The organism is Tautonia marina, from assembly GCF_009177065.1.
Classification (GTDB): Bacteria; Planctomycetota; Planctomycetia; order Isosphaerales; family Isosphaeraceae; genus Tautonia; species Tautonia marina.
Genome location: NZ_WEZF01000017.1, coordinates 21,259 through 48,175 on the forward strand (window position 1 = coordinate 21,259; position 26,917 = coordinate 48,175).

Below are 26,917 nucleotides of genomic sequence, written 5' to 3' on the forward strand. Positions count from 1 at the left end.
TCCGCCTGGAGCGCGTCCGTCATGGAGACCGAGAAGATCCTCTGCTTCGCGTCGATGATCGTCGCGGGGCTGGTGGCCCTCCTCTTCGTACTTGATCTGGCCCTCGGCATCTTCGGGCGATTCATCGTCCTGGATATCCTCTTTATCCTGGGTGCCGCCTTTGTGCTCTGGCAGGGGGTCGAGACGTATCGAGAACTGCGATGATTCGGAAGGTCCCCGGTCCGCTTTCGCCCTTGCCCTGATGAAGATCCGGCTTGAGCGGACGAATCCCCCGTAACGCCCCGCCCTTGAAGGGTTCCCGGCCCGAGGAGATTCGTCCCATGTCGAGCCGCCCACGGCGCTGGATGCGATGGGTTTTCGCCGGCTTTTTCGTGGTCGTGGTCGCCTTTGCTTCGATCGTGATGGCACTGGTTCGAGGCTCCGGCCCCCCTGCTCCGCCTCCGATTCCGGACCCGAACGGCTACGACCTGCTCGTCGATGCGGGCCTGATGATCGAAGGCACGCCGCCGAACGAAGGCCAGATTGATGAGGCCGATCCGGATGCGTTACGGGTCTGGGTCCTTGCGAATCAGAAGGCGTTGGAACTCGCCGATGAGGGGCTCGAACTGCCGAGCGGTGTCCCGCTGAGCTTCACCCAGGACGATGCGGACATGCGGGATCTCGGAGCGCTCCGGATGCTCGCCCGTCTGATGCTGGCCGAGGCGATCGTGGCACAGGAGGAGGGACGCATCGACGCGGCAGCCGATCGTTGCCTTGCGATCCTCCGACTGTCTCGAAACGGAACGCGGAACGGCCTGTTGATCCACGTGTTGGTTGGCTTCGCGATCGAAGGCACGGGAAGGGAACGCCTCCAGTTGCTCCGCGACGGACTGGACGAGGACCAATGCCGGGCCATCGCTCGCGCGGTGATGGCCTTCGAGAACCAACGGGCTGACATCGAGGAGACGATTGCCCTGGAAACGGCCTGGGGCCTTGAGACCGCGCCGCGAGGCTTGAAGCTGGCCCGAACCTTCATTCCCGGAGTTCGAGGCAAACTCGATGGACTGCTCATCCCGGCGCTGGAATCGGCCCGGAACGCGTCACTCCGAGCCTCGACGTTAACGCGATTGCTGGCGATTGATCTGGCCATTCGAGCCTACCAGGTACGACAAAACGCCCCGCCTGACCGGGTCGATCAGCTTGTGCCCGATTTCCTCGACACGGTGCCGACCGATCCCTTCACCGACGGTCCCTTCGTGTACCGAACCACCGAAGAGGAACCGGGGTTCGTCCTCTACTCAGTCGGTCCAGACGGCAAGGATGACGGCGGGACGCCTCACCAGCCAGGAGTTGACTGGACAACGACGCCAGGCGATGTCGTCCTTGCTCCGCCATCACCCTGAGTTGGTTTGGCTCCTCTGGGAATAGTCGTGCGGGTTCCGGCCAGTCTCGATGGAGATCAGGGCCTGAAGCACGCCCGGCCAGGTGTGTTCGGTGGCCTCGGCGGCGATCGGCCATCCGAGGCGGCGGGCGGCCTCGCTGGTAACGGGGCTGATGCTGGCCAGGCGGATCGATCCGGAGGAGATCCGGCCTCGGGCCGATTCCGAGAGCAAGGCGTGCAGGCGGGCGGTGATGGCCGAGCTGGTCAGGGTGATCCAGTCCACCGAGCCGCGCTCCAGGCGATCGAGGACGTCGGCGGGCAGAGTGTCGGCGTCGGCGTTGCGGTAAACCGGGATCTGTTCGACGTGGGCGATCGGAGACAGCTGTTCCTGGAGGATGGCTCGGCCTCGGTCGGCTCGGGCGAGCAAGACGCGTTTGCCGGACACAAGCGGGGCCAACGCTTCGGCAAGTCCTTCGGAGCGGAACGATTCAGGGACGAGATCGGCCCGGAGTCGGTAACCGGCCAGGGCCTCTGCGGTGGCGGGGCCGATGGCGGCAAGCTTCAGGTGGCCGAGCGCGCGGAGGTCGCGGCCTCGGATTTCGAGGCGGTCGAGGAAGTGTCGAACGCCGTTCCCGGAGGTGAAGACAAGCCAGTCGAACGAAGCAAGGCGGTCGATGGCGTCGTCCATCGGTGCGGGGTCGTCGATGGGAAGAATCTGGACAGTCGGGGCGATCAGGACCTCGGCACCGAGGGCTTCCAGGTCGGTCGCGGAGCGGTCGGATTCGCCGATCGGACGGGTCACGACAATCGATCGCCCAAAGAGCGGCAGGCGCTCGAACCAGGCCAGGGGCTCTCGTCGCGCCACCACCTGACCAACGACGAGCAAGGCGGGAGATCCGATGCCGCGACCGGCCTCGGCGACCAGATCAGCCAGATTGCTGAGCGTCCCGCTCACGGTGCGCTGAGCGGTGGTCGAGCCGTTGCAGACGATCGCGGCCGGGGTGGCATTCGCCACGCCGAGGCGGATCAGGGTGGCACAGATCGCCGCGTGGTGCCGCAAGCCCATGTAAAAGACGAGCGTGCCGGGGAACCGCGCCAGGGCGGGCCAGTCGATGCGGTCGCTCGGGTCGCCGGGCTCGTTGTGGCCGGTGATGAAGGCCACGGCTGAGGTGGCGTCTCGGTGCGTGACGGGAATCCCGGCGTAGGAGGTCGCGCCCACTCCCGCCGTCACCCCCGGAATAACCCGGAAGGGAACGCCGTGGGCGATGAGATGCTCGGCCTCCTCGGCCCCTCGGCCGAAGACGTAGGGGTCGCCCCCCTTGAGGCGGACGACCGCTTTCCCCTCGCGGGCGAAGCGGACGAGCATGCTGTTGATCTCGTCCTGAGGAACTGGGCAGCGGCCCCGTTGCTTGCCGGCAAAGACGCGATCGGCCCCGAGCGGAGCGAGGTCGAGTAATCGGGATTGGATCAGGTGATCGTAGACGACTACCTCGGCCCGAGCCAGCGCCTCGGCTCCGGCTCGGGTCAAGAGCCCTGGATCTCCAGGACCGGCGCCGACCAGGGTGACAGTCCCGACCTGCGTGTTCATGGTTCCTCAGCGGGAAATCAAAAAGCGAGGGGAAGCGCTCAGCGGTTGACGATGCCGTTGACGATCAAGGCGATCAAGAGGATGAGCAGGACGATTGAGAGGACCATCGGGGCGAGCAATCGGAACCAGAAGCGAACCGAAGCCGCGCGGGTCGGGTCGGGCCAGTGGTCCTCGATTCGATCGGCGATCCAGTCGATTCCGAGCTGAACCAGCAAAACGGCGGGAATGACGAGCACCATTGCGGTCAGAAAGGCTAGCACGGCGAGGTTCATCGGGCCGGTCGCTCCGATCGATCAGGCGACGGCCTCCCCCGGTCGCGCCGGGTCGAGGACCACGGGGGTCGATTCGACGAGGTGCTTCCCCGGCACAGGGAGCCGCAAACAGGCCAGGCCCGCCAGCATGGAGGAGGCGGCAAAGGTGATGAAGGCCAGTTCCGGTCGGCCCAGATGATTGCTCACGGCCATGATGCCAGCCACGAGGGCTCCGCCGAGGCCCCAGGTCACGCCCATTGTGATCGAGCTGGCAATCCGAGGCCCTTCGGGCACGAGTTGCTGACCGTAGCTGATGAACACCGGCAGGCCGAGCCCGACAATCAGGCCAAGCGTTCCGGACGCCGCCACCATCCACGGGCCCGCGACCACCGGGCAGGCCGCCAGCAAGGGAGCGGCCAGGATCGGGAGGAGCCAGAGGACCGGCCGTTCTCGTTTCCGGTTCACCAGTGCGGCACAGACAAGGCCGCCAAGGCCGATCCCTCCGAAAAAGGCGGCCTGAACCAGACCGATCCGACTGTTCCCCGCGCCTCGGGATTCGAGCAGGAAGGCCAGGGCGATCGGTGCTCCGGCCGCGGGCATGGTCCGCAGCACGCCGACCCAGGCGAGGGTTCCCAGGCGGCTGCCACTCGCCTGAATCAATTCGGGAAGCGAAACCCCGCGGCCGTTCTGGCTCGATCCGATGGATGCGGTCGCCGAGCGAAGCCAGGGGGTCAAAATCGCCACCAGAGCCAGGCCCCAGGTAATGTTCCAGACGAGGAACGACAGGCCATACCGCTCCGACATCCAGCCGCTTCCGAGCGGACCGAGCGACTGGCCCAGAAACCCGCCGGTGGCAAAGAGGGACATGGCCCGACTTCTCGACTCGGGCAAGGCGTGGCCAACAGCGGCCGCGGCTTCCGGGTGGAAGGCCGCCACACCAAGGCCACCGAGCATCAAGAGGCCGACGAGCACCGGCAATGAGTCGGCCCGACCGACCGCTCCCATGCAGGCGATCCCGACCAAAGGCCCAGCCCAGAGCATCCAGCCCCCCCGGTAGCGGTCGCCGAAGTAGCCGAAGACGAGCTGACTAGCCGAGGTGGTGAGGCTCCAGAACAGGAAGGCCGCCTGGATCATGGCTGCGCCACCGCCGAGCCGCTTTTGCAAGTCGGGCCAGAGCGGGTGGACCGATGCGGCGAAGGCATCGATGATCAGGTGCACCAACGTCAGCACAATCAGGAAGGCCACCCCGTTGCTGATCACCCGGCGGCTCGACACGAACACATCTCCTTGGCCCGTTTGGGAGCGATGTCTGGGAACTCGAAACGATTTGCCGGCAAGGTGAGAATCAGGCCGGTGAACACAAGGCAGGCGCGGAACGAATCGACCCGCCTCCGTGCCAGACACGGACGCGGGCCAATCGGTTCTCATCATATCGGCCGGGCCTGGAGAAGGACAACCGGAGGAATGTCCGGTTCGGTCGATGACTCCGCGTTGCCTCGGAAGGCGGTTGGCGGAACAATGGGTCATCGTGTCCCCTGGCCGGGAGGCTCCCGAATCCCAACGTCTGAGACTGATGGAAGACCGTTGAGTGATCCTAACCCGTCAACATCCCCTCGGGTGACTGTGGCGATTCCTTGTTATAACGAGGAGGCGGCGATCGGTGCCGTGGTCGCCGAGTGGCGTCGGGAGCTGCCCGAGGCCGAGATTGTTGTCTTCGACAATCACTCGACCGATGGGACGGCCGCCAAGGCCTCCGAGGCCGGAGCGACGGTCATTCCGGTGCCGGACCAAGGCAAGGGGTACGTCGTGCGCCGGATGTTCGCCGAACTGGCCGACCGCGACGCGATGGTGATGATCGACGGCGACGGCACCTATCCGGCCTCGGCCGTCGGCCCGTTGCTGGCCGCTGTGCGAGAGGGTCGGGCCGACATGGCGGTGGGGATTCGCCAGCCGATTGCCGAGCCGGGGGCGATGTCGCCCATCCGGAGCGTCGGCAATGTGTTGATCGGGGTGGGATTCTGGGTCCTCGTCGGCCCGGGGACCACGGATTTGCTCTCTGGCTATCGGGTCTTCTCGTCCCGAGCGATGCGAACCATGCGGCTGCGGTCGGAAGGGTTTGAGATTGAGACCGAACTGGCCGGAGAGGCGGTCGGCCGAGGCTTGCGGGTGGCCGAGGAACCTGTGCCGTATCGCCCTCGGATCGCCGGAACGCACAGCAAGCTGAATGCGTTTCGGGATGGCTTGCGGATTCTCAGGATGATCCTTCGTTTGAGCTTCCGGCTGCGACCGTGGCGACCGCTGCTCCTCGGCGCGGCGGTCCTGGCCGTCGCGGCGGCGATTGCGGAACAGGACTGGCTCTGGGTTGCAGCCGTCCTGGCGTTTCTGGCGGCCGTCCTGGCGGCGGCCTTCGTGCTGGCGCGTCGAGAGGCCATCGGGGGTGCCGAGTGAGTGACGATTCCGAGGCTCCCACCGTTCGAGGACGCCGGGAGCGCAGTGCCCGGTATCCCGGCGCCCCACTCTCCGAGGCGATCGAACTCGCCCGGTTCGTCGACGATCAGGGGCTCGACGGCACCTCGGCCGAGGCCATCGCGGCGTCGCTCGGGTTTGAGAGCATCAAGACGCGGACCTTCTCGACGCGCCTGAGCGCGGCCCGTCAGTTCGGCCTTTTGACGCTCGAAGGCTCGGGGTATCGGCTCTCTCCCCTCTCGCGGGCGATCCTTCATCCGGTCGATCCGGCCGACCTGCCGCGCCTGTATCGTGAGGCCCTGAAGACGCCGCCACTCTATGCTGACTTGCTCGTTCGCCTGGCCGACCGGCGAATGCCCGATCCCGAACGTTTGGCGAACCTCCTGTATCACAGCTACCAGATCACGGCCTCGGCCAAGCTGGCCGCGGCCGAGTCGTTTGTGGAATCGGCCCGATTCGCCGGAGCCCTGGGAGACGACGGCATCCTCAGGCCCGACGGCGCGTTCTCCGCTCGACCGCCGATCGAAGCCGCGGCGCCTCCCGCTCGCTGGGAATCAACGAGTCCCGCGCCGGAGCCCGAGCCTCGGCGACCGGCTCGAAACGCCCCCCCCGCTCCGGGAGTGCGGATCGATCTGCTGCTCTGGGGAACCGATGCGGGGAAGGTTGTTCGCATTCGGGCTCCTGAGGCGATGAGCGCCGAGAGCTTTTCGAGAGTCGTCGATGCGCTCCGACTGCACATCCGAATTGACGAGGGACCTCGAACGCCCACGGTCGAAGCGGTCGAAGAGGAGGATTGAGGTTCGGCTGGGAATCCTGCCTCGGTTCGGGCAAGCTCGGTCGTTCCGCTCACTTCGGGGAAACGAGTTTCTGGAAGGCCGGCAGAGATTGCAAGCAGGTCAGATCGGGGTCGGAGGCGGCGAACGCGGGGTCGAAGCCGGCGTCGATTGCCCGATGGAGCAAGGCCAGGGCATCCCCTTTAAGGGAGGTCTCCGAGGTCGTTTCGCAAAGAATGGCCAGGGCGCTGGCCGCATTGTAGAGCCGATGAGGGGTCGGGTACTGTCGCAGGGTATCGACATCGGCCACGGCCGATCGCATGCCGAGCCGGGCGCGAACCAAGGCGCGAAGCTGCACCGCATCAATCAGGTTCGGCTCGGCCGCAAGAGCCGTGTCGAGGTGCTTGAGGGCCTCGCTCGGATCATCTGCGCGAAGGACATGGGCGAGACCGAGATGGGCTCTGGGGGATCTCGGATCGGCCTTGAGGGCCCGTTCGAAGTCGTCTCGAGCGGCTTCGGGAGCATCGGGCAGGCGCACGAAGCCTCGGGCAACGAGGATCACCGGGTCGCCGGGTCGGACCTTCAACGCCTCGCCGAAGCGATGGTCGGCCTCGACCTTTTCGCCGGAACGGGCCAGCGCCTCGGCCCAGGTCGCCAGCAAGGCGGGGTCGCGACTCTTGGTGGACTCGATGGCATATCGCAGGTCGTTGACGGCCTGATCCGGTTTGTCGAGTTCGAGGCAAACCAGGGCGCGATTGATTCGAACCGGGATCAGGTCGGGATCAAGGATCACGGCCTCGTTGTAGGCCCGAAGGGCTTCGGCCGGTCGAGCATCCAAGGCCAGCGCCAGGCCTCGATTCGCAAATGCCTGGGCAGATTCTGGGTTGAGAATGATGCAGATGGTGAAATCGGAGGCGGCCACGTCGTAGCGTCCCTGCTCGAAATGGCACAGGCCAAGGGCGAACCAGGACCAGAAGCGGCGCGCGTCGCGTCCGGTGGCGTGATCGAGCAAGCGCTCGGCCTGATCGATCTGCCCATTGGCCAGGGCTGCGGTGCCCCGAAGGTAATAATCGCGGGCGGAGTTGGGGGGGATCGCGTCGGCTCGGATGCGGTCGCGCTCGGCCTGGTCGCTGAGGCCAAGGGCGGCGGCATAGGTCGCGCGTTCGGCGAATAGCGTCGAGGGAGGCCGGGGATCGATCTGCTCGGCCAGGTCGAGCCGCTTCAGGGCTCGGATCAGAGCGGCGGCATAGTCGGCCTCGGAGCCATCGCGGGCCACGACGATTGAGGCCCTCGCTTCGAGCATCAAGAGCTCAACCACACGATCAATTAGGTTTTGTTGATCCGTTGGGGATAAGTTCTGAACCATCGGCTCATCGACCCAGGCAGGACCGAGGCGATCGACCCCGTAGCGGGCCAGCGCCATCCGGGCACGTCTGAGGCCACGTTCGAGATCGGCCTTCGAGGCCTGGTCGAGTTCGGCCGAGGAGTTCAGGAGAATCTGGCAGCGGGTAAAGTCGCTGTCGAAATCCTGGAGGGCCACCCGTGCGGCATCACCCTGCCAGCGTTCCCGGACGGTGACGAACATCAGGGCAACCAGCACCAGGAGAATCATGGCGACGGCCCCGACCGTCGTCGAGCTTTTCAACTGGGGGTTCCGCCTCATCAGCTTGCTGAATCGCTCTCGGAGACTCGGTTCGGGAGCGTGCCGCGCAGGCCGATCTTCCAGAAAGCGGCGCAGGTCTTCGGCCAGATCGCCGGCGTGCTGGTAGCGTTTGGCGGGATTGGGATCGAGACACTTGCGCAAGAGAGCGTCGAGGCTCCAGGGCACCGCCGGGTTGATGGCCCGAGCCGAGGGGACGGAGGTCAGGCGCTCGACGATCATCTGGTCGAGGACCTCGGCGATGGGGGGGCCATCGGGAGGCTCGCGGAACGGCTGTCGGCCGGCGACCATTTCAAAGAGGATCAAACCCAGGGAGTAGAGGTCGGAGCGTTCGTCGACCGCGTGAGCAGGAGTTGACCCTCGGGGATGGAACGCGTCGAGATGCTCGGGAGCCATGTAGGGCAAGGTGCCGCCAATCCGAGCCCGTTTGCCTTCGTCTCCGGGATTGGCGATCGCCGAGAGATTGAAGTCGAGGATCATCGGCATGCCATCGGCGGTGATCAGGATGTTCGACGGCTTGAGATCGCGGTGCAGCAGGCCTCGGGAATGAGCATGTTCGAGCCCTTCCGCCAGTCGCGCCGCAATCCAGACCGAGCCCTGAACAGCAGTCGCATGCTTCAGAAAGTGACGGGCCGGCTGGGCCCGGTCAGACTCGACAACCGTGCGAGGGACCTCATCGTGATTAAGGCTCCAGCCGGTGATCCAGCTCCAGGAGCGATCCCAGATCGCCCGAAGCCGAGAGATTGGGCCGTTCGCAGCCTCGATCGGTCTGACATTCGGCATCGAGGGGGAGATTGCGGACGCCGTGATTCGGGAGGGGGACTGACCCCGGGACGAGTGCCGATGGCCTCCCGCCATCCGGCTGGCCGGCAACGAGGGCAGCGGCCCGCAGACCAGATCGAGCGCGTCGATCAGGCTTCCCCCCGGATCACGGGAGGTGGGGCTCGATCCGGTGGCGGCGGCCTCCAGCACCTGGGCCAGGTTTGCCCCGCCGAGATAGGGCATGCAAATGAGGTGAAGGCCCGACGCCACGTCTTCGTGAACCGAGTGAATCGGGACGATATGCGAATGCTGCAATCGGGCAAGCAGTTGCGACTCCTCACCCACCGGCTGATTTGAAACCTTCAGCGCAACCTGCCGGTCGGCAAGTATTTGCTGCTCGGCCAGATAAACGCGTGCAAAAGCCCCTCGTCCCAGCTCGCCGACGATCCGGAAGCCGGCCAGTTGCTCGCCTGCTCTCGGATAGCGCCAGGTTCCCTGAGCCGACGAGCCCGATGGTCGCTGCGGTGGAATTGGAGCGTCTGGCGGCGGGATCGGCGAGTCGCTCGGGCGCAGATGCATCGAATAATCGAGATCGATCCGGAGCTCGCCTGGAGGTCGCAACAGATCGGACGGAGCGGGGTGGGACTCGGAGGGATTCGAGAATGACGAAGGCGAAGCGTTGGATTCCTCGAACGACTCGGGACGAAGATTCCAGCCCAGGGCCGGGTCAAAGTCCAAAGGGTCGTCCCGAAACGATGACCCCCGATCACTCATCGCCGTTGTTCCTCCGAGTCGGCGGGCAGACCGGACCTGATCGATGCGCGGAGGGGAGTCCAGGCCGATTCCGATTCACGTGCGTGGAAACCCGAATTCGTGGAATCCCAAAGGAACTCTAGGGCGCCACCCGATTCTCGACGCGGCGATCACCGGCCCAGATCGCAAGAATGCCCCCGTACGTCTTCCAAAAACATCATGGATCGCTTCGGGTGGATCGGCCGACGTCTCTGATCCACCTCGTTCGATTGATCCATGATCGGGCAAAACGGCCTTGCCCTGTTGAGGAAGATGACGCCGGCGCGAGTTGCCAGATGCTCCGCCACGACCTAGCGTTCTTCCTGGACCGTCACCGAACGCCGGACCGGGCGTGCCTGGAGGGACGGGGGCGTCTTGCAAGCCAGGAGGAACCATGCACGCTGGCAGTACGGTTGATCCGTTCTCAATCCACCTGGACGCTCAGCAGATGGTGGAGAGCCCCGAAAGCCAGGCCCAGGGGCTCGCACGAGCGTTACGCCTGGAATTCTCGGCGCCGGTGGGTTTGCTCAGCACCGATCTGAATAACCAACCACTCTGGCTGGCCCAGGAAGGTTCCGACGGGGTTCGCTGGCCCGAACCGTCCCGAGCGGCAGGTACGGCCATCGACCTGGACCGAGAGCAGAGCGGAGCCTCGCTCTGGCTTCCCGGTCCCGCCGAAGATCACCTCTGGTTGATTCTGCATCTGACGGAAATCGAGGAGGTCTTCGGCAAAGACTTGACCGTCTGGGTCGGCTTTGCGCTGGTGAGCTTCGGAGAGCGCGCCGCAAATCGCACCTGGGGTCCGGCAACGCCCGCCCAGGCGTTACTGGCGTGGGGCCGAGAGGTCGCGCAGCGGCTCGGAAAGAGACGCGGTTCGTCGGCAAAAGCCGAGTCGTCTTCGCTCCGATCAAAACGAACCCAGTTCCGCATTCCCGACCGCCTGACTCGAGAGATGTCGATCGCGGAGCCGCCGAAACGGTTTCAGCAACTGGCGGTCGAGTTGATGCGCGAGACGCTCCAGGTGGAAGCCGTGGCATGGGTTCCTCGGAGCCATCGCGAAGCGGTGGTGATTGACGGCGAGGTCGCGGGTCTGAGCGCCGAAGCATACCGCGTTCTGCTTCCCAGCAAGTCCGACCAGGGGGAACGACGCTGGACCGACGACGCACAGGATGAGATCGAAGGAGTGCGGCAAGCGCTGGCGATCTCGTCGGACTCCGAGGGAGTTCGAGCCGGCTGGCTGGTCGCGGTCAACCCGATCGACGGCCGATCCCTCGGCCAGGATGAGGCCGATGTGCTCCGACCGGTCGCGAGCCTGATCGCCACGCAACGCATCAATGCCCGGCACTTCACCGAACTGAAAGATCTCCTGTTCGGGATCATTCGATCCCTGACGGCGGCCATCGACGCCAAAGACCCATACACGCTCGGGCACTCCGAGCGGGTGGGGCGAATCGCCTCGCTGCTGGGAGAAGTGTTGGGCCTGTCGGCCAACGAGCGAGGAGACCTGTACCTGTGCGGTCTGCTGCACGATGTCGGCAAAATCGGGATTCGCGACGCGACCTTGCAGAAGCCCGGTCCGTTGACTCCGGAGGAGTTCCAGGAGATCAAGCGTCACCCAACGATTGGCGTGCAGATTCTTTCAGACCTGAAGAAATTGCATCACTTATTGCCCGGAGTGGCGCACCATCATGAAAACTTCGACGGCTCCGGGTATCCCGATGGTCTGAGCGGGAACCAGATTCCGCAGATCGCCCGGATCCTCGCCGTCGCCGACGCCTTCGACGCCATGTCGAGCACCCGACCGTATCGACGCCGACTGGCCACCGAGCAGATCGACCGCATCTTCCGAGACGGCGCGGGAACCCAGTGGGATCCCGAGGTGGTGGACGCGATGTTCGCCTGTCGGGAACAGATCGAGAGCATCCGGCAAAAGGGCCTCGGCCAGAGTGTCGTTCAGGCCGTGGATGATACGATCAATCGCAACAAGAATGCCTCTTATGTTGCGGATTCCGTGGTCGATCCTCCCGGTTTCGCGTGATTCCGAGGCCGACCCCCTGATAAGGGCGGGCCTCGGAATCGACCAGAACACGGTGTTTCGTAACGAGGGTTGGATCAGAGGGCGGCGATGGCGCCGGAGTGTTCTCGGATCTTGCGAATCGCCGAGGCGATTTGATCCATGTCCTCTCGCCCTCCGAGCAGTGTTGTCTGAGTCAACCAGACGGCTTCCTGGCACAGTTGATCGTTTCCGGGGCAGTCGATTCGATCGTCGTAGTCAGCCAGTTGCTGGGTGGAATAGACGGCGCGGAAGCCTCGGGAATCGAGCGCGCGGCGAAGGAACGGCTCGTCGTAGAGCGGGCTGTAACCACCGGAGGCCGGAATCCCCTCGGCCGCGAGGGCCTTGAGGAAGCCAGCGCGGGAGAGGCCCGAAAACTGATCCGGGTCGTAGCGGAACATATAGAGGTGATAGGCGTTGCGGGTGCAGCCCTCGTACATCCGAGCGGGGGTGACGCCCGGGATGTCGTTGAGGGATTCGGTCAGGATGGCGGCGTTCTGTTCGCGCTGTTTCGATTGCGCATCGAGCCGGGTCATCTGGGCCATCAGCATGGCCCCCTGGAACTCGGTAAGCCGGAGGTTGGCCCCATTGCGGGCAAAGATGCCGGGCATCCCTGGACCGGATCGGCCGTTATTCTGGAAGCTCATGCACTCGGCCTGCAAGCGAGGGTCCTGGGTCATCACGGCTCCCCCCTCCCCCGAGTTGAGGTTCTTGCTCGCCTGGAAGCTGAAGCAGCCCAGGTCGCCGATCGTGCCGACCTTCTTGCCGCGCCACTCGGCCAGGTGAGACTGGCAGGCATCCTCGATGACGGGAAGGCCGTGCTTGGAGGCAATGGCCATGATCGCGTCCATGTCGGCCGGCGACCCGCCAATATGGACCGGCATCAGGGCTCGCGTCCGATCGGTGATGGCCGCCTCGATCTTGCTCGGGTCGATTTGCGAGGTTTCCGGGTCCACGTCGACGAAGACGGGCAAGGCATGCTGAATCAAGACGGCGTTGATCGTGGCGACGAAGGTGTACGGCGGAACGATCACCTCGTCTCCCGGGCCGATCTCCAGCGCATTGAGCGAAGTGATCAGGGCGCTTGTTCCGTTGGCCGTCGCCACACAGTGCTTGCTCCCGAGGCGATCGGCCCAGGCGGCCTCGAACTGCTCGACCCGATTCCCGCTGCCCCGATACCAGGCCCCCGACCGGACGACATCGACCAGCGCTGAGATCTCCTCATCACCGAAGATCGGCCAGTTCGGGAATGACGCCGTGCGCGCCGGGGTTCCTCCGAGGACCGCCGGTCGGGCGTCGGCCGCACTCGCTCGCGAGCCACTCCAGGTCAGGCCAAGGGCCGAGGCAGCCCCGAGCAGCGATCGTCTCGAAAGGCGAGGGGTCATTCCGGTGTGTCTCCGTGTTGCGTGACATCTCGACGAGTCTCAAGGGGACGAACCCAACGCAGAGCCTATCCCAACCGGCAACCTGCTGCCAGCGTGCTCTTGGCGAAGAGGCCCCTGCGAAACTCGTCCCCTCGTTACTGCGTTCTGACACGAGGTTGCCGATCGAACGATCGAGGTCGGTGCGGGTGAGACGCGTCTCGGCGTGGTGCGGCCGCACGCCGCGACGCGGTGAGACGATCGAGCACGAAAATCAGGTCGTCGGGATCACACGGGAGATCAAGGCAGGCGATCGCTCCGCTGGCTCGGGCCTTGGCGACCGTCTCCCGATCGGCCAGGCCGAGCAGGGCGATCACCCCGCGCCGCTGCGCGGCCGTTGCCAGCCGGGTCGACCAGTCGGGATCGAGCACGGGAACGTCCCAGACGACCCAGGGTTCCGGCCCGAGCAGGGGATTGTCCCGCGCGCGTCTCGGGGCGTAACCGGCCTCGCGGAGCGTGTCCTCGACCATGCGGCCCAGTTCCCAATGACCGCAGGCCAGGGCGATCGGGCGGGCTCGGGGCGGCACGCTCCGGGGCGGCCCCGGCTGCCCGACGTGTCGGGCGATCGTCTCGCTCGCGGTCGCCTCGGGCAAGACCACATCGACCAGCCCCGACCAGGCCATGATCTGGTGATACCTGGCGTGGGGGCCGACCACGAGGATCACCCGAGGCGCCCGATCGGAGTCCCGGAGCCGTCGCAGGCGATCGGCCTCGGTCACCGAGAGGGTTCCTCGATGGAGCACCAGGACCGAGGGGGTCGGCCCCGCCGCCCCGTCCTCGGGCAGCTCCGCCCCGAGGATCCGGGGGGACAGGCCCCGGATCGCCTCGTGGAGGGCCGCGACCCACGGGTCGGTCAGGTCGCCGGAGAAGGCCAGATCGATCCGATTCCCGATCACGCAACCACCCCCGGCCCAGGCTTTGCAGGTTCGAACCGCAGCGGATCCGGCAGGTGTCGTAGCAGATCCGGCCCGGCTCGGCAAGCGAAGTGTCTTGCACCCTTCTGTGCCCGGCGCCCCGATCCATGACGGGGTGCAAAGGGAAAGATTGCTTGCCGAACTGCTGCGCCAGGCCCTAGAATCATGCTTGCATTGCGACTCCAAGGATCTCCGCCCCCATCCGAGCGTTTCCCCCGGAGGCCAGCCATGACAGCCACACGACCGCTGCCGATTTTCTTGGCGTCGCTGATGGGTCCCGTCGTGATGGCATCGGCCGTCGGGGCGCAGACGTTGGGGGGGGCCGACCGCTATCTGAACGCGACGCAACAGTCGATCGTCCGGACCAACGGGGCCATGTCCTCCATGAGCCCGGTCGCCGCCCGATACGGGGGCGGGGGCCAGCCGATGACCGGGGCGATCGCGTCGGTCAACCGCACGAACGCCATGATCCAGTCGATGAACGCCAATCGCGCGGCCACGATGCGAGGGATGCAACAGCAGGTCATCCACCGGACCAACGACAACCTGTATGGCGTCTACTGGACCATGTACAACACGCGACAGGCTCAAATCTATTCGAACGTAGGTGCCTCGGGGGGGAGCAGCCCTCGGATGGTGATGATGCAGATCATGGAGATCCAGAAGCGACGGGCCCGGGAACGTGCCCGGAGCGAGGAACTGGCCCATCGATTCCGGCAGCGGAGCAATCCCCTGCCCCCGCATTCGCCCCCGGTCCACTTCGACACCATCCAGTCGGGTCAGAGCAGTGCCCACCTCTTGAACTCCAATCCGCAGGTCACGATCACCGCGCCGAGCCCGATTCCCCAGAATCTTCCCCGGCGGAGGGCAACGGGGAACTGATCTGCGCCCCCGGCTCGACGATATCTGGACGCCTGTCTACAATCATCCCTGGCGGCGGGGCCGACCGGAACGGCCGATCTGCGCCCAGAAACGAGCCGCAATTCCTTCTCGGTTTCAAGGATGAAGGGACCGAAGGATGCCGACACGATCCGCGCCTGCCCTTCCGGCCGCGATGCTGGATGTCGGGACGATATACCTGGAATCCTCGATCCCAGAGATACCAAGGGGCCGAGAAATCCTCGATCGCTTCCCGAATGCCGAGCGCATTGTTGTTCCTTCGCACTGGAACATTCCCGGCCTACACGGCAACGAGGGGAACGCGGAGGACTGGCTTCGGATCAAAAAGTCCACGCTGGTCCTGGGTGTTCGCAAAGGGATGGAAATCCGTCCCAACGGTCGATCGGCCGACTTCATCGCGCCGGGGTTCTCGAATGGCTGCGCGATGGCCTGTGCCTACTGCTATGTGCCGAGGCGTAAAGGATATGCCAATCCAATCAGTACGTTTGTGAACATCGACGCGATTGGACAGGCGATCGAGCGGCATGCGATTCGACAGGGAGACAAAGTCACCCCGAATCAGGTCGATCCCTGGCAGTGGGTGTACGACATCGGCGAGAACGGGGATTGCTCGGTCGATGCGTTGATCTCGGACAATCTTCGGGACCTCGTCTCCTTGTTTCGCCGCCTGCCGAACGCGAAGGCGTCGTTCGCCACGAAGTTTGTGAACCGTGATTTGCTCGATTACGACCCCTGCGGCAAAACACGTCTCCGGTTCAGCATGATGCCGCCGATCGTGGCGAAACTGCTGGACATTCGCACGTCATCCATCGCGGATCGGATCGCCGCGATCGACGACTTTGTCGAGGCCGGGTATGAGGTTCATCTGAACTTCAGCCCGGTTGTGTACTACGAAGGATGGCTCGACGATTACGCGGAACTGTTCTCAAACATCGACGACGCGATCGGCCCCCGGGCTCGCCGGCAATTGCGGGCGGAGGTCATTTTCCTGACCCACCACGACGGCTTGCACGAGGTGAACCTGCGCTGGCACCCGAGGGCCGAGGACTTGCTCTGGGTGCCCGAGCTTCAGGAGGCGAAGATCTCCGAAACCGGAGGGCGGAATGTTCGCTACCAGCGCGGCCTGAAAGGGGACCTGGTCGAACAGTTCGAGGCACTCTTGCGCAAAACCTTGCCGTATTGCGGCATTCGCTACGCGTTTTGAGTGCTTGCGTCGGGCCGCTCGACTTCGGAGCCAGCCAGACAAGGCTCAATCGAGGAGCCAGAGCGGGCAATCGCGCCGGACGGCCTCGTTGGCGGCCAGGGCGAGGCGGGCGAAGGTAACGACCTCAAGGGGCTCGGAGACGGGGCCGTCTTCCGGGTCGTCGGCCACGCGGAGCAAGTCGAGCAAGGCCGCATCGTCGAGGGGTAAGTCCCAGCATTTGGCCAGTTCGGCCAGTTCGTCTCGCAGTCCAGGAAGACTCGCACAGCGGAGCGATCCGCCTTCGGACAGGGGAAGGGTGATCGTCTGGACGTGGGCGGGGAGGAACACCCCGGTCTTGGCTCCCATAACGCCGGAGAGGTTCGGCACAGCGTCTTCGCCCAGTTCTTCGGCGGCTCGGCGGCGAAGATCGGCAAGGAGATCCACGGTCAATTCGCCAAAGTGGCGAACGGCCACGCCTTCCCAGTCACCCTCGGCCCCGAATGCCCGATCGAGCACGCGAGCCACCTCGCTCCCGACCCGATCCGCAAAGGTTCCTTTGGCACCACCGATGGTGACGGAGAGCGGCATGAGAAGATCTCCCCCGGCTCCGCAGAAGGCAGCCGCCGGACGATAGGGGCCTTGAGACACCTCGACGCACGACTGACAGAACGGGCAGGGAAGTGACTTCGATCATTCTGACCGGCGCGATGCAGGGGGACCTGGTTCGCGGTCGTACCAGTATCGCACGAAAGGTCCCGATCCACCCTCGGGAATTTCGGAAACGTTTTCCGAATTCAACGGCGGGCGATCCTCCGCCGCGTTGGGCTTGGCCTGGAGTTTCGCTCGAAGATAGCCCCGGTCGTCGAGTGAGGTTGCCCCTGGAGCGGTTTCGAGCCGGAGCGAACCGCGCACCGCCCCTTCGGCATCGAGCACCAAACGGCCGGTTCGACGGTAAGGCATCACGCGATCAGTGGCGAACTCGGCCGGGAGATCGTCGTCCGTGCGGACGAACCGGCCAAGCGGCACGTCAACCCCCGCGCGTTCCGGGTCGTCGCCATCCCAGACGAGGCGCAGCCGAGCTGATTTCCAGGAGTCGGAGGAACCGGAGGCGGGAACCCACCGGAAGGTTCGGATGGTCCGAGGCCCTGGAGGCAAGGCAAACACGACACGGCTCTTGCCGAGGAGATCGACCTCGTAGCGGGCATTGATGGCTTCTCCCTCGGCGGGAGAATCCTGGAGACCGGCATTGCCCAGGATTCCGAGCGTCAGAAGCAACGGCAGAATGGACATTCGCAACGAGCCTCGACGAAGACGTCCGGGGAATTGAACGGTTCGGAGCGGATCGGCAGGACCGACGATCCGATCGGAGGGGCTGGCGTCGGTCGAAAACGGGCCGTATCCTGCTCAGATCACGAGAGCCCCGTCTCGGGTTGTTGGACTGAGGATGACCCTTTGCGGCGTTCTCTGTCAAGTCGCCCCGTCGTTTCGGAGCCTAGAGCCGATGCATCGATCCGCGTCTCTTCCCCGTTTCCTCGGGCTCTCTTTTCTGCTTGGGTTGCTGATGGCGACTCCCGCCTCCGGTCGAGCAGAGGGCCCGCGCCCTCCGGGAGTCTCAGCGGCAGCGGCCGAAACACTGGCCGAGGTGGAAGCCCTTGCCTTGACCGTTCCGAATCCGGATTCGGCGCGGGCGATCCTCCGCCGCCTGACCGAGGAACCGCACGAGGCCGGGACCGTCGCTGGTTACGAGACGGCCGTCTATGTTCGGGACAGGCTCCGCGAATGGGGCTGGGAGGCAGAGTTCGCCGAGTACGAGGTTCTGCTCAACGAGCCGGACGGGTTGACGTCCGTCACCATCCTTCACCCCGACCGGGTGGAGTTGAAGGTGATCGAAGACCCGAACCCGCTCGACAAGGACTCAGCGAGCCCAAACGCCTGGCCCGCCTTCCACGGCTACGGAATTTCGGGAGACGTGACCGGGCAGATCGTTTATGCGAATTACGGAACGGTCGCCGACTTCAAGGCGATGGAGAACCTGGGGATCGATGTGGCCGGCAAGATCGTCCTGGCACGCTACGGGGCGATCTTTCGGGGCTTAAAGGTGTTGAACGCCCAGCGTCGGGGGGCGATTGGCGTGTTGCTGTACTCCGATCCCATCGACGACGGCTACGCCCGAGGGAACATTTATCCCAACGGCCCGTTCCGGCCCCCCTCAGCAATCCAGCGCGGGAGCGTCCAGTTCCTGTCGCTCGGGCCAGGAGACCCCTCGACCCCATTTGGCCCGTCGGTCAAGGGGGCCGATCGGTTGCCGTTCGACCGCCATTTCGGGTTCCCGCTGGCGGGCAAGGCGCCGGGGTCGCTTGATGATCCCAGCATGTTCTACACGGTTCACCCAGATCAGGTCGCCATCTGGGAGGAGGAAACCGGGTTCGATCGCAACGAGTACTTCGCCGCGATCCCGTCGCTCCCCATCAGTTACGAGGCCGCGCAGCCAATCTTTGAAGCCCTTGCCGGTCCCGAGGTCCCCGAAGACTGGCAAGGGGGACTGCCCCTGGCCTATCACGTCGGGCCGGGTCCGGTCGAAGTGCGACTGGCGGTCCGGACCCAATACAGCCTCAAGACGATTCACAACGTCATCGCCACCTTGCCGGGGGAGATCGAGCCCGACCGCTGGGTGATGGTCGGCAACCACCGAGACGCCTGGACCTACGGCGCCGTCGATCCGGGAAGCGGCACCGCCGCCACCCTGGAAGCCTGCCGGGCCCTCGGTGAAGCCTCTAAGGCTGGCTGGCGTCCGAGACGAACGCTTGTTTATGCGAGCTGGGACGCGGAGGAATACGGCCTGGTGGGCTCGACCGAATGGGCCGACGAACATCGCGACGAACTCGACGCCAAGGGCCTGATAATGCTCAACGTCGATTCGGCCGTCTCCGGTCCGAACCTCGACATTGATGGCGTTCCGTCACTCCGCGACCTGATGCTCTCGGCCGCCGCGGACGTGATCGAGCCGTCCTCCGGCCGATCCTTGCGGGAGGTCTGGCTAGAGGAGCAGCGATCGGCGTGGGCGAAGTCGGTTCGCTTGAATTTGCCCGACCTTGACGCCAATGACCCGGAGCCTGAGCTGCCGCCCTTCTCCGCCAGGCTCAAGCCGCTGGGCTCGGGGTCCGATTACACGGCCTTCGTCGACCACCTGGGCATCCCCGCGCTGAACGTCGATTTCGGTGGCCGCTATGGAGTCTATCATTCCATTTATGATGATTTCTTCTGGATGGAACGGTTCGGCGACCCGAGTTTCACGAGGCACACCACCGCGGCCAAGCTCTACACGTTGATCCTCTTGCGAGCTTCGTCGGCCGAGGTGGCTCCCTTGACCTTCACCCCCTACGGCGAGGCGCTCGAAGACGAATTGAACCGGCTCCGCGAGATGGTGGCTCGCAAGACGCTGGCGAGCGACGACGAACCGCCGATCCGGTTCGAGGGTCTGGTCGAGCTGTCCCAGGCCATTCAGGACTTTCAGGAACAGGCCGCTGCGCTCGATGAGGCGACGGCCGCCCTGGCGGCTCGCGAGGATCGTCCGGACGAGGACACGCTGAGCCGTGTCAATGATGCCCTGATGCGTGTCGAACGGGCGTTCTTGATCGAGGGCGGGCTCCCAGGCCGTCCGTTCTTCCGTCATGCGATCTATGCTCCCGGCCTGACGACGGGCTATGCAAGCTGGCCCTTGCCGGGTGTCCGACAAGCGATCGAAGAAACTCATCAGGATCTGATGAACGAACAGGTGCCCATCCTGATCGATCGAATCAAGGCCGCCATGACCGTCATGTCTGAAGCGGAACAGGCCGCACGGGACGAGGATTGAGCCAGGGATCGGAGGACGTGTTCCTGCCCCGCCTGCTGTCTCCAATACGCAGAATCGCTTTCCCACAAGAGCATGCTCGAATGTTGACCGATCCAACGAAAGCCAGCCGCCCGATTTTGCCTCGCGTTCTGGGACCAGCAACTGCGTACAGCGCGATCGTCGGATCGGTGATTGGCTCGGGCATCTTCATCGTGCCGGCGAGGGTCGCGGGAACCCTCGGGTCGATCAGTCTGATCATTGCCATCTGGATCGCCGGAGGCTTGCTCACGCTGGCCGGAGCCCTGACGGTCGCCGAGCTGGGGGCGATGCTCCCACAAGCCGGTGGGCCGTATGTGTATTTGAGGGAGGCGTTCGGCAAGCTCGCGGGCTTCCTCTTCGGCTGGACCGAATTCCTGGTCATCCGATCCGGCTCGGTCGCGGCCCTGGCCGCCGGATTTGCGCTCTATTTCGGAGAGGTGGTGCCGGCCCCGAACGGCATTCCCAAGGCGGCCTGGGAAGCGGGCGTGGCCATCCTGGCGATGACGACCCTGGCCATCCTGAACGTCCTGGGCGCAAAGGTCGGCGGGGGTGTGCAGGTCCTCGGCACGGTGCTGAAGGTCGGCACAATGGTCGCCATGATCCTGCTCCCGTTGCCCTTCCTGATGGGAGTGGCCCGGACCGACAACCTCTCCCCCATGTGGCCGACGGACCTGAGCGGCTCACTCACCCGGGCCATGCTCGCAGCGATGGTCGGCGTACTCTGGACGTACGACGGTTGGATCAACATTACCGCACTCGCTGAGGAGATCCGGGAACCCGAGCGGAACATTCCCCGAGCGGCGATTCTGGGAACCCTGACCCTGATTGCCGTGTATCTCGGGGTCACACTCTCGTATCACCTGGTCTTGCCGATGGCCGATGTCGCGCAGCCGCCCGACGGCCGAAATGTGGCGGGGGCGTTCTTTGTTCGGTTGTTCGGCCTGCCCGGTGCCTGGCTCATCGCCCTGGTCGTGATGGGGTCGATCTTCATCGCATTGAATGGGAATGCCCTGTCCGGCCCTCGGGCATATTTCGCCATGGCCCGAGATGGATTGCTCCCGCACTCGATTAGCCATGTTCATCCGAGGTTCCATACCCCGGCCAACGCCATCATCATTCAGACCGCCTGGGCAGCGCTTCTGACGGCCGCCGGAGCCATCTTCCTGGTGATCGAGGCGCCAGGTACGGAGAGCGGCTTGCCGGTCTGGCTCCGAAACGCCTGGGTGAAACTCAATCAGACACCTCTTTATGATGTTCTGTTCTCTTACGTGATTTTTGGCGCGACGTTCATGTATGCCCTGACCGTCGCGTCCGTCTTCGTTCTCCGGCGAACCCGGCCCGACCTGAACCGCCCCTACCGAACGTGGGGCTACCCAATCACGCCAATCATCTACCTGGCCGGTGCCGCGTTGCTGCTCGGCAACATGCTTCAAGAGACGTTCGCCGAGTCGATTGTCGGGCTCGGCATCATCCTCGCGGGTGTCCCGGCGTATCTGGTGATGAGCCGTCGGGGAGGCCCGTGACGTGTCCGCCCCGTGATGTTGCGAGATCCCCTCATGATCCTCTCCCTCCTGCTTGCGATGATTCTGGAGTCCGACCCAATTTCTGCGGCGGAATTGCGAGACGCCTTGCGTTCCCCCATCACCGCAGAGGCAAGCGATCGGCTGGCCAATCGCATTCGAGAACGCCTTCCCGAAACAGCCGATCTGGCTCGGGGAGCGCATTTCCATAACGAGGGACTGGCCGCGTTTATTGTAGCCGCCCCGAGCGACGCCAATCCCGCCCCTCGGCTCGAAGGGATGGTCACGAGACAACAGGGCCGGGACCTGAAGCCGATCGGTGATACCGGACTGTGGGCAATCGTGCTGGAGGTCGCCAACGACCAGAAATTCAATTACGAGTTGACTCTGGGAGACGACCGAATCGGTGGTGGGTCGATCGAGATGCCCGGGTGGGCGTATCCCCCCGAGTCGTCTGAGCGGCCGGGCCAGGAGTACGGGACGTTCCGCGAGTTCTCCTTCCGAAGCGAGGTCTTCGACAACGATCGCACCGGATGGATCTTCATTCCCAGTGCGTACGACGGTTCCGAACCGGCCGCCTTGATGGTCTTCCAGGACGGAGATGCGTACAAGCGCGAGCATGTCGGCACAGTTGTCGAGAACCTGATCGCCGATGGAGCCATGCCGGTGACGATCCTGGCCTTGCTGAATCCGGGCGTCAACGACGACGGTTCGCGAAACCGGAGCGTTGAGTACGATACCCTGAGCGATCGCTACGCGACCTTCCTGGCCGACGAGGTCATCCCCCGACTGGAGTCGGAGTTTACCCTGCGCGATGATCCGTCGTTTCGGGCCATTGGTGGGGCGTCGTCGGGAGGCATCTGTGCGTTCACGGTCGCCTGGGAGCGGCCGGATCTGTTTGGTCGGGTCTGCTCGCACATCGGCAGCTTCACGAACATCCGGGGGGGAGGTGCGTACCCCGAGATCGTCCGGAATTCGGAGCGCAAGCCGATCGTCAAAGTCGTCCTGCACGATGGCCGCAATGATCTGATCAATCGCTTCGGCAACTGGTGGGAGGCCAACATCCGGATGCACGCCGCCCTGTCGGAAACCGGTTACGACGTCGATTTCGTCACCGACGATAGCTATCACGGCTATCAGGCCGCCGGTCGTGTCTTGCCAGAAACGCTCCGCTTGACCTGGGACGGTTGGAACGACTGACCTTCGTACCCGACCTCCGAACCAGACGAGCCAACCCCAATCCCTGACGATCGAATCGGCCTTGTGCTCCTGGCTCGATTCGCTAAGGTTTGCAACGCACACGGTGGGGTGAATCCGCGCCGATCGGCCACACGAAACGGGATCGCCCCTTGGAATCCGTCGCGACTGCACCGCCAGCAGGCAAGGAGGCCACTGGCATGAATCGCCGCATGGCCTTGTTCTCGACGATGATGCTCGGCGGTCTGATCGGGCGGATGGCTCGGGGCCAGGATCGTCGATCCTCGGGCTTCCGACCGGCCCAGGACACCGTCGATGAGCCAGGGCTCGATCCCGATCTGCTCGGGATCGGTACCGATCCCCTCGCCCCGGAGATCGGGCGAGGAAGCGGCTCGGACCCGTCCGAGGACCTGCCGTTCACGCCTCCCTCTCAGATCAAGCAACAGGGGCTTGGCTGGGGCATCTTCAACATCGCCCCGTACACGGCCCTGCCCCACTCCCGGGATACCGCCAAACCCGAGACGGCACTGGTCGAGTGGGTGTTTCGGCACACCGGGTCGGAGATCTGGCACAGCGGGGATCTCGCGGTCCTGAGTGCGACCTCAAAGCAGCTTCGTGCCTTTCACCGCGAAGAGGTGATCGCCAAGGTCAATGAGGTTTACAAGCGATTCGTCGATGCCTGGTTCGACGTGTTGACGCTCCGCGTTCGGATCGTCGCGGCGATCGATCCCAAGTGGCGGCTCGACGTCTTTTCGCGCCTCGAACCCGTTCGGCTGGGCACTCAGGGCCGGGGAGGCCCTCAAGGGCAGCAAGCCTGGCTGGTCGACCCGAGCCTGACGGAACAGCTCATGGCCACCATGGCGCTGAGCCAGTCGTTCCGACTCGTTGAGGAGCGGAAGGAACCCATCGTCAACGGCCAGACGCTCAGTCTTCGAACCGGTCTGAAGGACCCTATTACCTATCGAGGGGGACTCGACCGCTCGAACACGGTGCAGATTGGGTTCGAGCCGACCATCGACGCCATTGAGGAAGGGGTGGAGCTCCGGGCCAGCCCGTTGCTCAGAGACGATGGCACCTCGGTTGATCTGGCGGTCGATTTGCGGGCCACGGTCGTCAAGCGGAAACATCTGACCCGCGTGATCGTCCCCCGCCAGATCGGCCCGGCCGAAATGGATCTCGACGTGCCGGAGGTCGCCCACAGCCGGCTCAACCAGACCATCCCCAAGTGGCCGCTGGACAAAACCTTGCTCATTTCGGCCGGAATTCTCCCGGGGATTTTCATGAACAAAGGGGGGCCGCTCAACCTCGGGTTCGGCGGCCCGACGCAAACCGAGTTGCTGGTCGTGCTCGATCTGCAAAGCAACCTCGAATCTGCCCGACGACGACGCGAGCGACGCTGACCGATTGAGTCAGGTTCAGCCGTTCCGGGTCGCAAGTCGAGCACGCAACTCCGCAAGCGGGCCGAAGTCGAGCAGTTCCGATCCTGTCCCCGCGACACATCGCAAGGTGCCTGCTTGCAGCGCTCTGGGCAAGGGAGCCGATCCCACATCCAGCCCCGCCGCGTTCGCCGAGAAGGCCGGTAGCGCGATGGTCCGGTCATCGAACAGGAAGCACGGAGCCGATCGCCCGGCCGCCTTCAAGGTGGGGTGATGATGGCCGAAGACGATCCGGTCGCCGGGAATCGGGCGGTGGCCGTGGGCGATCGTCCAGCCTCCCACGGTAATCGATTCCGGCAAGGGGGGGCGTCGGCGCGGGTCGTGGTTGCCGGCGATCATGAGAAACTCGACTCGACGCTCGGCAAACCAGGCTCGGAGGCGGGCCAGCGATCGAGCCGTCCTTGGGCACGGCGCAGCCGACTCGGTGACATCCCCGGCGACGATGAGCCGATCGACCGGCACGCGATTGAGCAGGCGATCGAATTTGTTGATCGTCTCTCCGAGCGAATGCGACGGCACAATATCGCCCCCCGAAGCTCTCGCCCACTCGTAGCCGAGGTGCACATCGGCGACAATCGCAACCTGATCGGCCTCGAAGATCGCTGCTCCCTCCGGGGCAAGCCGCCAGCCGGTTGGGCCGTCAACGAGTCCCGGAGCCAACGATCGCCCGGTGGTCGGCATCGGGTTGACCTCTCGATCGTTTCGGTTGGGACGTTCACCGACGAGGCGGGCTTGATCCGCCTTCAATAATGACGCAAGCCTAACGAAGAAACCAAGTCTTCGCGTCGATTTTGCGAGGAGGGGCTCGCCGAGCCACTCTGAACGTCTTTTTTTCCCGTCGATGGGCCTCCTGGGTATTCCGATGACCTCGCTGATCCTTGCAACCGCGTTGTTGACCTCGGCTGTGCCGGGAACCGTCCAGGACGAACCGTCTCCCGTCCTTGGCCACTGGGTCGGCACGTTGAAGGTCGGTCCGATCGAATTGATCCTCGTCTTGCACGTGACCTCGACCGACGAAGGAGAACTGGCTGGAACTCTGGACAGCCCCGATCAGGGGTCGTTTGGACTGAAGGTCGATCAGATTTCCCTCGACGATCGGACGCTCCAGTTCGAAAGCCAGACCGTTGCGGCAAGCTTTGAGGGAACGCTGGCCGAGGATGGTCAGACGATCAAAGGAACATTTCACCAGGGTGGCCGAGCAAACCCGATCACCCTGACCCTCACTCCGGAAGACGAACTCCCTCGGCCCGTCGATGCCCCGGAAGTGTTGCTTGGCATCTGGCAAGGGCCGATCGAGCTGCCGCTCGGCCAGACGCTTCGCGTGGCGATTCGCGTGGAACCCGTCAAGGGGTCGCCGGACACGCGCCGGGCCGTCTTCGACAGTATCGATCAGGACGTGAAGGGAATCCCCGTCACCGCGATCTCAGTCGAGAACAAGGCCGTCCGATTCGAGGTCAAATCCATCGGAGGCTCGTTTGAAGGCACGATCAACGACGATCGCACCCGGATCGAGGGACAGTGGACGCAATCCATCCTGAGCCTCCCGTTGTCTCTCGAAAAGGTCGAGGCGACGAGCACGCTCAACCGTCCGCAGCATCCAGAACCGCCGTTTCCCTACGCGGTCGAGGAGGTCACATTCGCCAATCCGGCCGCCGAGATTCAGCTCGCCGGCACCCTGACGATCCCCGAAGGAGACGGGCCGTTTCCGGCGGCCGTGCTGGTGAGCGGCTCCGGTCCGCAAGATCGGGATGAGACGATCGTGAGGCACAAGCCCTTCCTGGTCATCGCCGATCACCTGACCCGCGCGGGCATCGCCGTGCTGCGGTTCGATGATCGAGGGGTCGGGAAGTCTGAGGGGGATCACGCCTCGGCCACCACGGAAGACTTCGCCACCGATGCCCTCGCCGCCGTGCGGTTTCTGCGGAATCGGCCAGAGATCGATTCGGGGACCATCGGCATCATCGGCCACAGTGAAGGAGGGGTCATCGGTCCCCTAGCAGCAATCAAGGCTCCCGAGGACGTCGCGTTTCTGGTCCTGCTTGCCGGAACCGGTGTGACCGGCCGGGAGATCATCCTGCGGCAAACCGACCTGATCGCCCGGGCCTCGGGACTTCCCGATGAGCTGGTCGCGTTTCAGGTCAAGGTTCTGGACGAGCTGACGGCCCCACCGGCATCGGGCAAGGCCGCGGCCCTCGACACCGAGGCAATTGAAGCGTTGACCCGTGAGGCGCTCGAAGTCCTGAGTCCCGAACAACGCACTGCAATGGAAGAGTCGGACGTGGCGCTCGCGCTCTCCGCCTCCGAGTTGCAACGCCCCTGGTTCCGCTTCTTTCTGACGTATGACCCGAGGCCGGCCCTCCGGCAGGTGACCTGTCCGGTTCTTGCTCTGTTCGGCGAGAAGGATCTTCAAGTCGATCCGACCCAGAATGCGCCTGAGGTCGAAGCCGCCCTCCGAGAGAGTGGCAATCCCCAGTCAAGCGTGGTTCTGTTGCCTGGCCTGAATCATCTCTTTCAGCACACCGAGAGCGGCTCTCCGACCGAATATGGGTCGATCGAAGAGACCATCGCACCGGAAGTCCTCGACCAGATGACCGACTGGATCCGATCGGTTACATCTCGGAACCACTCAAGAAAAGCTCCGTGATCACCTGCATCGGTCTCTGAGTTGCGTCACCCAGCGCAGAGATCACGGAGACGCAGAACAATGCAATCAGCGCGAGCACCAAGGCGTACTCGACTGCCGAGACCGCGGAATCGTCAGACACGA

General features: G+C 64.4%; 21 protein-coding genes. 12 read left to right on the forward strand and 9 right to left on the reverse strand.

Features of this window, described 5'->3' with window-relative positions; genetic code table 11:
* Positions 1–21 precede the first annotated feature (21 nt).
* Positions 22–204 (forward strand): hypothetical protein, encoded by a 183-nt coding sequence (locus tag GA615_RS19260; RefSeq protein WP_152052956.1) that lies wholly within the window; start codon positions 22–24, stop codon positions 202–204.
* 116 nt (positions 205–320) lie between these two features.
* Complete coding sequence (locus GA615_RS19265) at positions 321–1,382, forward strand: hypothetical protein (RefSeq protein WP_152052957.1); 1,062 nt, start codon at positions 321–323, stop codon at positions 1,380–1,382.
* On the opposite strand, the gene cobA is transcribed toward GA615_RS19265, so the two are convergent.
* The 3 genes from cobA to GA615_RS19280 are packed head-to-tail and all read right to left on the reverse strand — an operon-like array spanning position 1,374 to position 4,474.
* Positions 1,374–2,948 (reverse strand): uroporphyrinogen-III C-methyltransferase, encoded by a 1,575-nt coding sequence (cobA, locus tag GA615_RS19270; RefSeq protein ID WP_152052958.1) that lies wholly within the window; start codon positions 2,946–2,948, stop codon positions 1,374–1,376. The genes GA615_RS19265 and cobA overlap by 9 nt on opposite strands.
* Before the next feature lie 38 nt (positions 2,949–2,986).
* On the reverse strand, positions 2,987–3,220 hold the full coding sequence (locus tag GA615_RS19275) for a hypothetical protein (protein WP_152052959.1): 234 nt from the start codon (positions 3,218–3,220) through the stop codon (positions 2,987–2,989).
* 21 nt (positions 3,221–3,241) lie between these two features.
* A complete protein-coding gene (locus GA615_RS19280; protein ID WP_161602428.1) occupies positions 3,242–4,474 on the reverse strand; it encodes an MFS transporter in 1,233 nt (410 codons plus the stop codon).
* A gap of 309 nt (positions 4,475–4,783) precedes the next feature.
* Between GA615_RS19280 and GA615_RS19285 the strand changes: the two genes are divergently transcribed.
* A complete protein-coding gene (locus GA615_RS19285) occupies positions 4,784–5,647 on the forward strand; it encodes a glycosyltransferase (RefSeq protein WP_152052961.1) in 864 nt (287 codons plus the stop codon).
* On the forward strand, positions 5,644–6,462 hold the full coding sequence (locus tag GA615_RS19290; protein ID WP_152052962.1) for a hypothetical protein: 819 nt from the start codon (positions 5,644–5,646) through the stop codon (positions 6,460–6,462). Before GA615_RS19285 ends, GA615_RS19290 begins: the two co-directional genes overlap by 4 nt.
* 49 nt (positions 6,463–6,511) lie before the next feature.
* Here the strand turns inward: GA615_RS19290 and GA615_RS19295 are convergent, their stop codons facing one another.
* Positions 6,512–9,439 carry a protein kinase domain-containing protein gene (locus GA615_RS19295; RefSeq protein ID WP_235905561.1) on the reverse strand — a complete coding sequence of 976 codons (2,928 nt, stop codon included), beginning with the start codon at positions 9,437–9,439 and terminating at the stop codon, positions 6,512–6,514.
* 607 nt (positions 9,440–10,046) lie between these two features.
* Between GA615_RS19295 and GA615_RS19300 the strand changes: the two genes are divergently transcribed.
* Complete coding sequence (locus GA615_RS19300; protein WP_152052964.1) at positions 10,047–11,690, forward strand: HD-GYP domain-containing protein; 1,644 nt, start codon at positions 10,047–10,049, stop codon at positions 11,688–11,690.
* A gap of 74 nt (positions 11,691–11,764) precedes the next feature.
* Here GA615_RS19300 and GA615_RS19305 read toward each other — a convergent pair whose 3' ends face one another.
* Both GA615_RS19305 and GA615_RS19310 read right to left on the reverse strand, forming a co-directional pair.
* Positions 11,765–13,090, reverse strand: coding sequence for a DegT/DnrJ/EryC1/StrS family aminotransferase (locus tag GA615_RS19305; protein ID WP_152052965.1), 1,326 nt, complete (start codon positions 13,088–13,090; stop codon positions 11,765–11,767).
* 134 nt (positions 13,091–13,224) lie between these two features.
* Positions 13,225–14,022, reverse strand: a complete 798-nt coding sequence (locus GA615_RS19310; RefSeq protein ID WP_152052966.1) for a hypothetical protein — start codon at positions 14,020–14,022, stop codon at positions 13,225–13,227.
* A 246-nt stretch (positions 14,023–14,268) separates the two neighbouring features.
* Here GA615_RS19310 and GA615_RS19315 point away from each other — a divergent pair, with 246 nt between their 5' ends.
* Positions 14,269–14,922, forward strand: a complete 654-nt coding sequence (locus GA615_RS19315) for a hypothetical protein (protein ID WP_152052967.1) — start codon at positions 14,269–14,271, stop codon at positions 14,920–14,922.
* 172 nt (positions 14,923–15,094) lie between these two features.
* On the forward strand, positions 15,095–16,144 hold the full coding sequence (locus GA615_RS19320; RefSeq protein ID WP_152053073.1) for a spore photoproduct lyase family protein: 1,050 nt from the start codon (positions 15,095–15,097) through the stop codon (positions 16,142–16,144).
* A 45-nt stretch (positions 16,145–16,189) separates the two neighbouring features.
* On the opposite strand, the gene GA615_RS19325 is transcribed toward GA615_RS19320, so the two are convergent.
* Positions 16,190–16,711: a hypothetical protein gene (locus GA615_RS19325; protein ID WP_152052968.1), complete on the reverse strand. Its 522-nt coding sequence runs from the start codon at positions 16,709–16,711 to the stop codon at positions 16,190–16,192.
* Between the two features lie 102 nt (positions 16,712–16,813).
* Entirely contained in the window at positions 16,814–17,413 is a 600-nt protein-coding gene (locus tag GA615_RS19330; protein ID WP_152052969.1) for a hypothetical protein, read from the reverse strand.
* 211 nt (positions 17,414–17,624) lie between these two features.
* Here GA615_RS19330 and GA615_RS19335 point away from each other — a divergent pair, with 211 nt between their 5' ends.
* The 4 genes from GA615_RS19335 to GA615_RS19350 all read left to right on the forward strand — a co-directional run bounded on the left by GA615_RS19335 (position 17,625) and on the right by GA615_RS19350 (position 24,114).
* Complete coding sequence (locus GA615_RS19335) at positions 17,625–19,979, forward strand: M28 family metallopeptidase (protein WP_235905562.1); 2,355 nt, start codon at positions 17,625–17,627, stop codon at positions 19,977–19,979.
* Between the two features lie 80 nt (positions 19,980–20,059).
* A complete protein-coding gene (locus GA615_RS19340) occupies positions 20,060–21,520 on the forward strand; it encodes an APC family permease (RefSeq protein ID WP_152052970.1) in 1,461 nt (486 codons plus the stop codon).
* A 33-nt stretch (positions 21,521–21,553) separates the two neighbouring features.
* Positions 21,554–22,717 (forward strand): alpha/beta hydrolase, encoded by a 1,164-nt coding sequence (locus GA615_RS19345; protein ID WP_161602429.1) that lies wholly within the window; start codon positions 21,554–21,556, stop codon positions 22,715–22,717.
* Positions 22,718–22,914: 197 nt separating this feature from the next.
* A complete protein-coding gene (locus GA615_RS19350) occupies positions 22,915–24,114 on the forward strand; it encodes a hypothetical protein (protein ID WP_152052972.1) in 1,200 nt (399 codons plus the stop codon).
* Positions 24,115–24,129: 15 nt separating this feature from the next.
* Here GA615_RS19350 and GA615_RS19355 read toward each other — a convergent pair whose 3' ends face one another.
* A complete protein-coding gene (locus GA615_RS19355; protein WP_152052973.1) occupies positions 24,130–24,831 on the reverse strand; it encodes a metallophosphoesterase in 702 nt (233 codons plus the stop codon).
* Positions 24,832–25,012: 181 nt separating this feature from the next.
* On the opposite strand from GA615_RS19355, the gene GA615_RS19360 reads away from it, so the two are divergent.
* Complete coding sequence (locus GA615_RS19360) at positions 25,013–26,794, forward strand: alpha/beta hydrolase family protein (RefSeq protein WP_161602430.1); 1,782 nt, start codon at positions 25,013–25,015, stop codon at positions 26,792–26,794.
* The last annotated feature ends 123 nt before the right edge of the window (positions 26,795–26,917 follow it).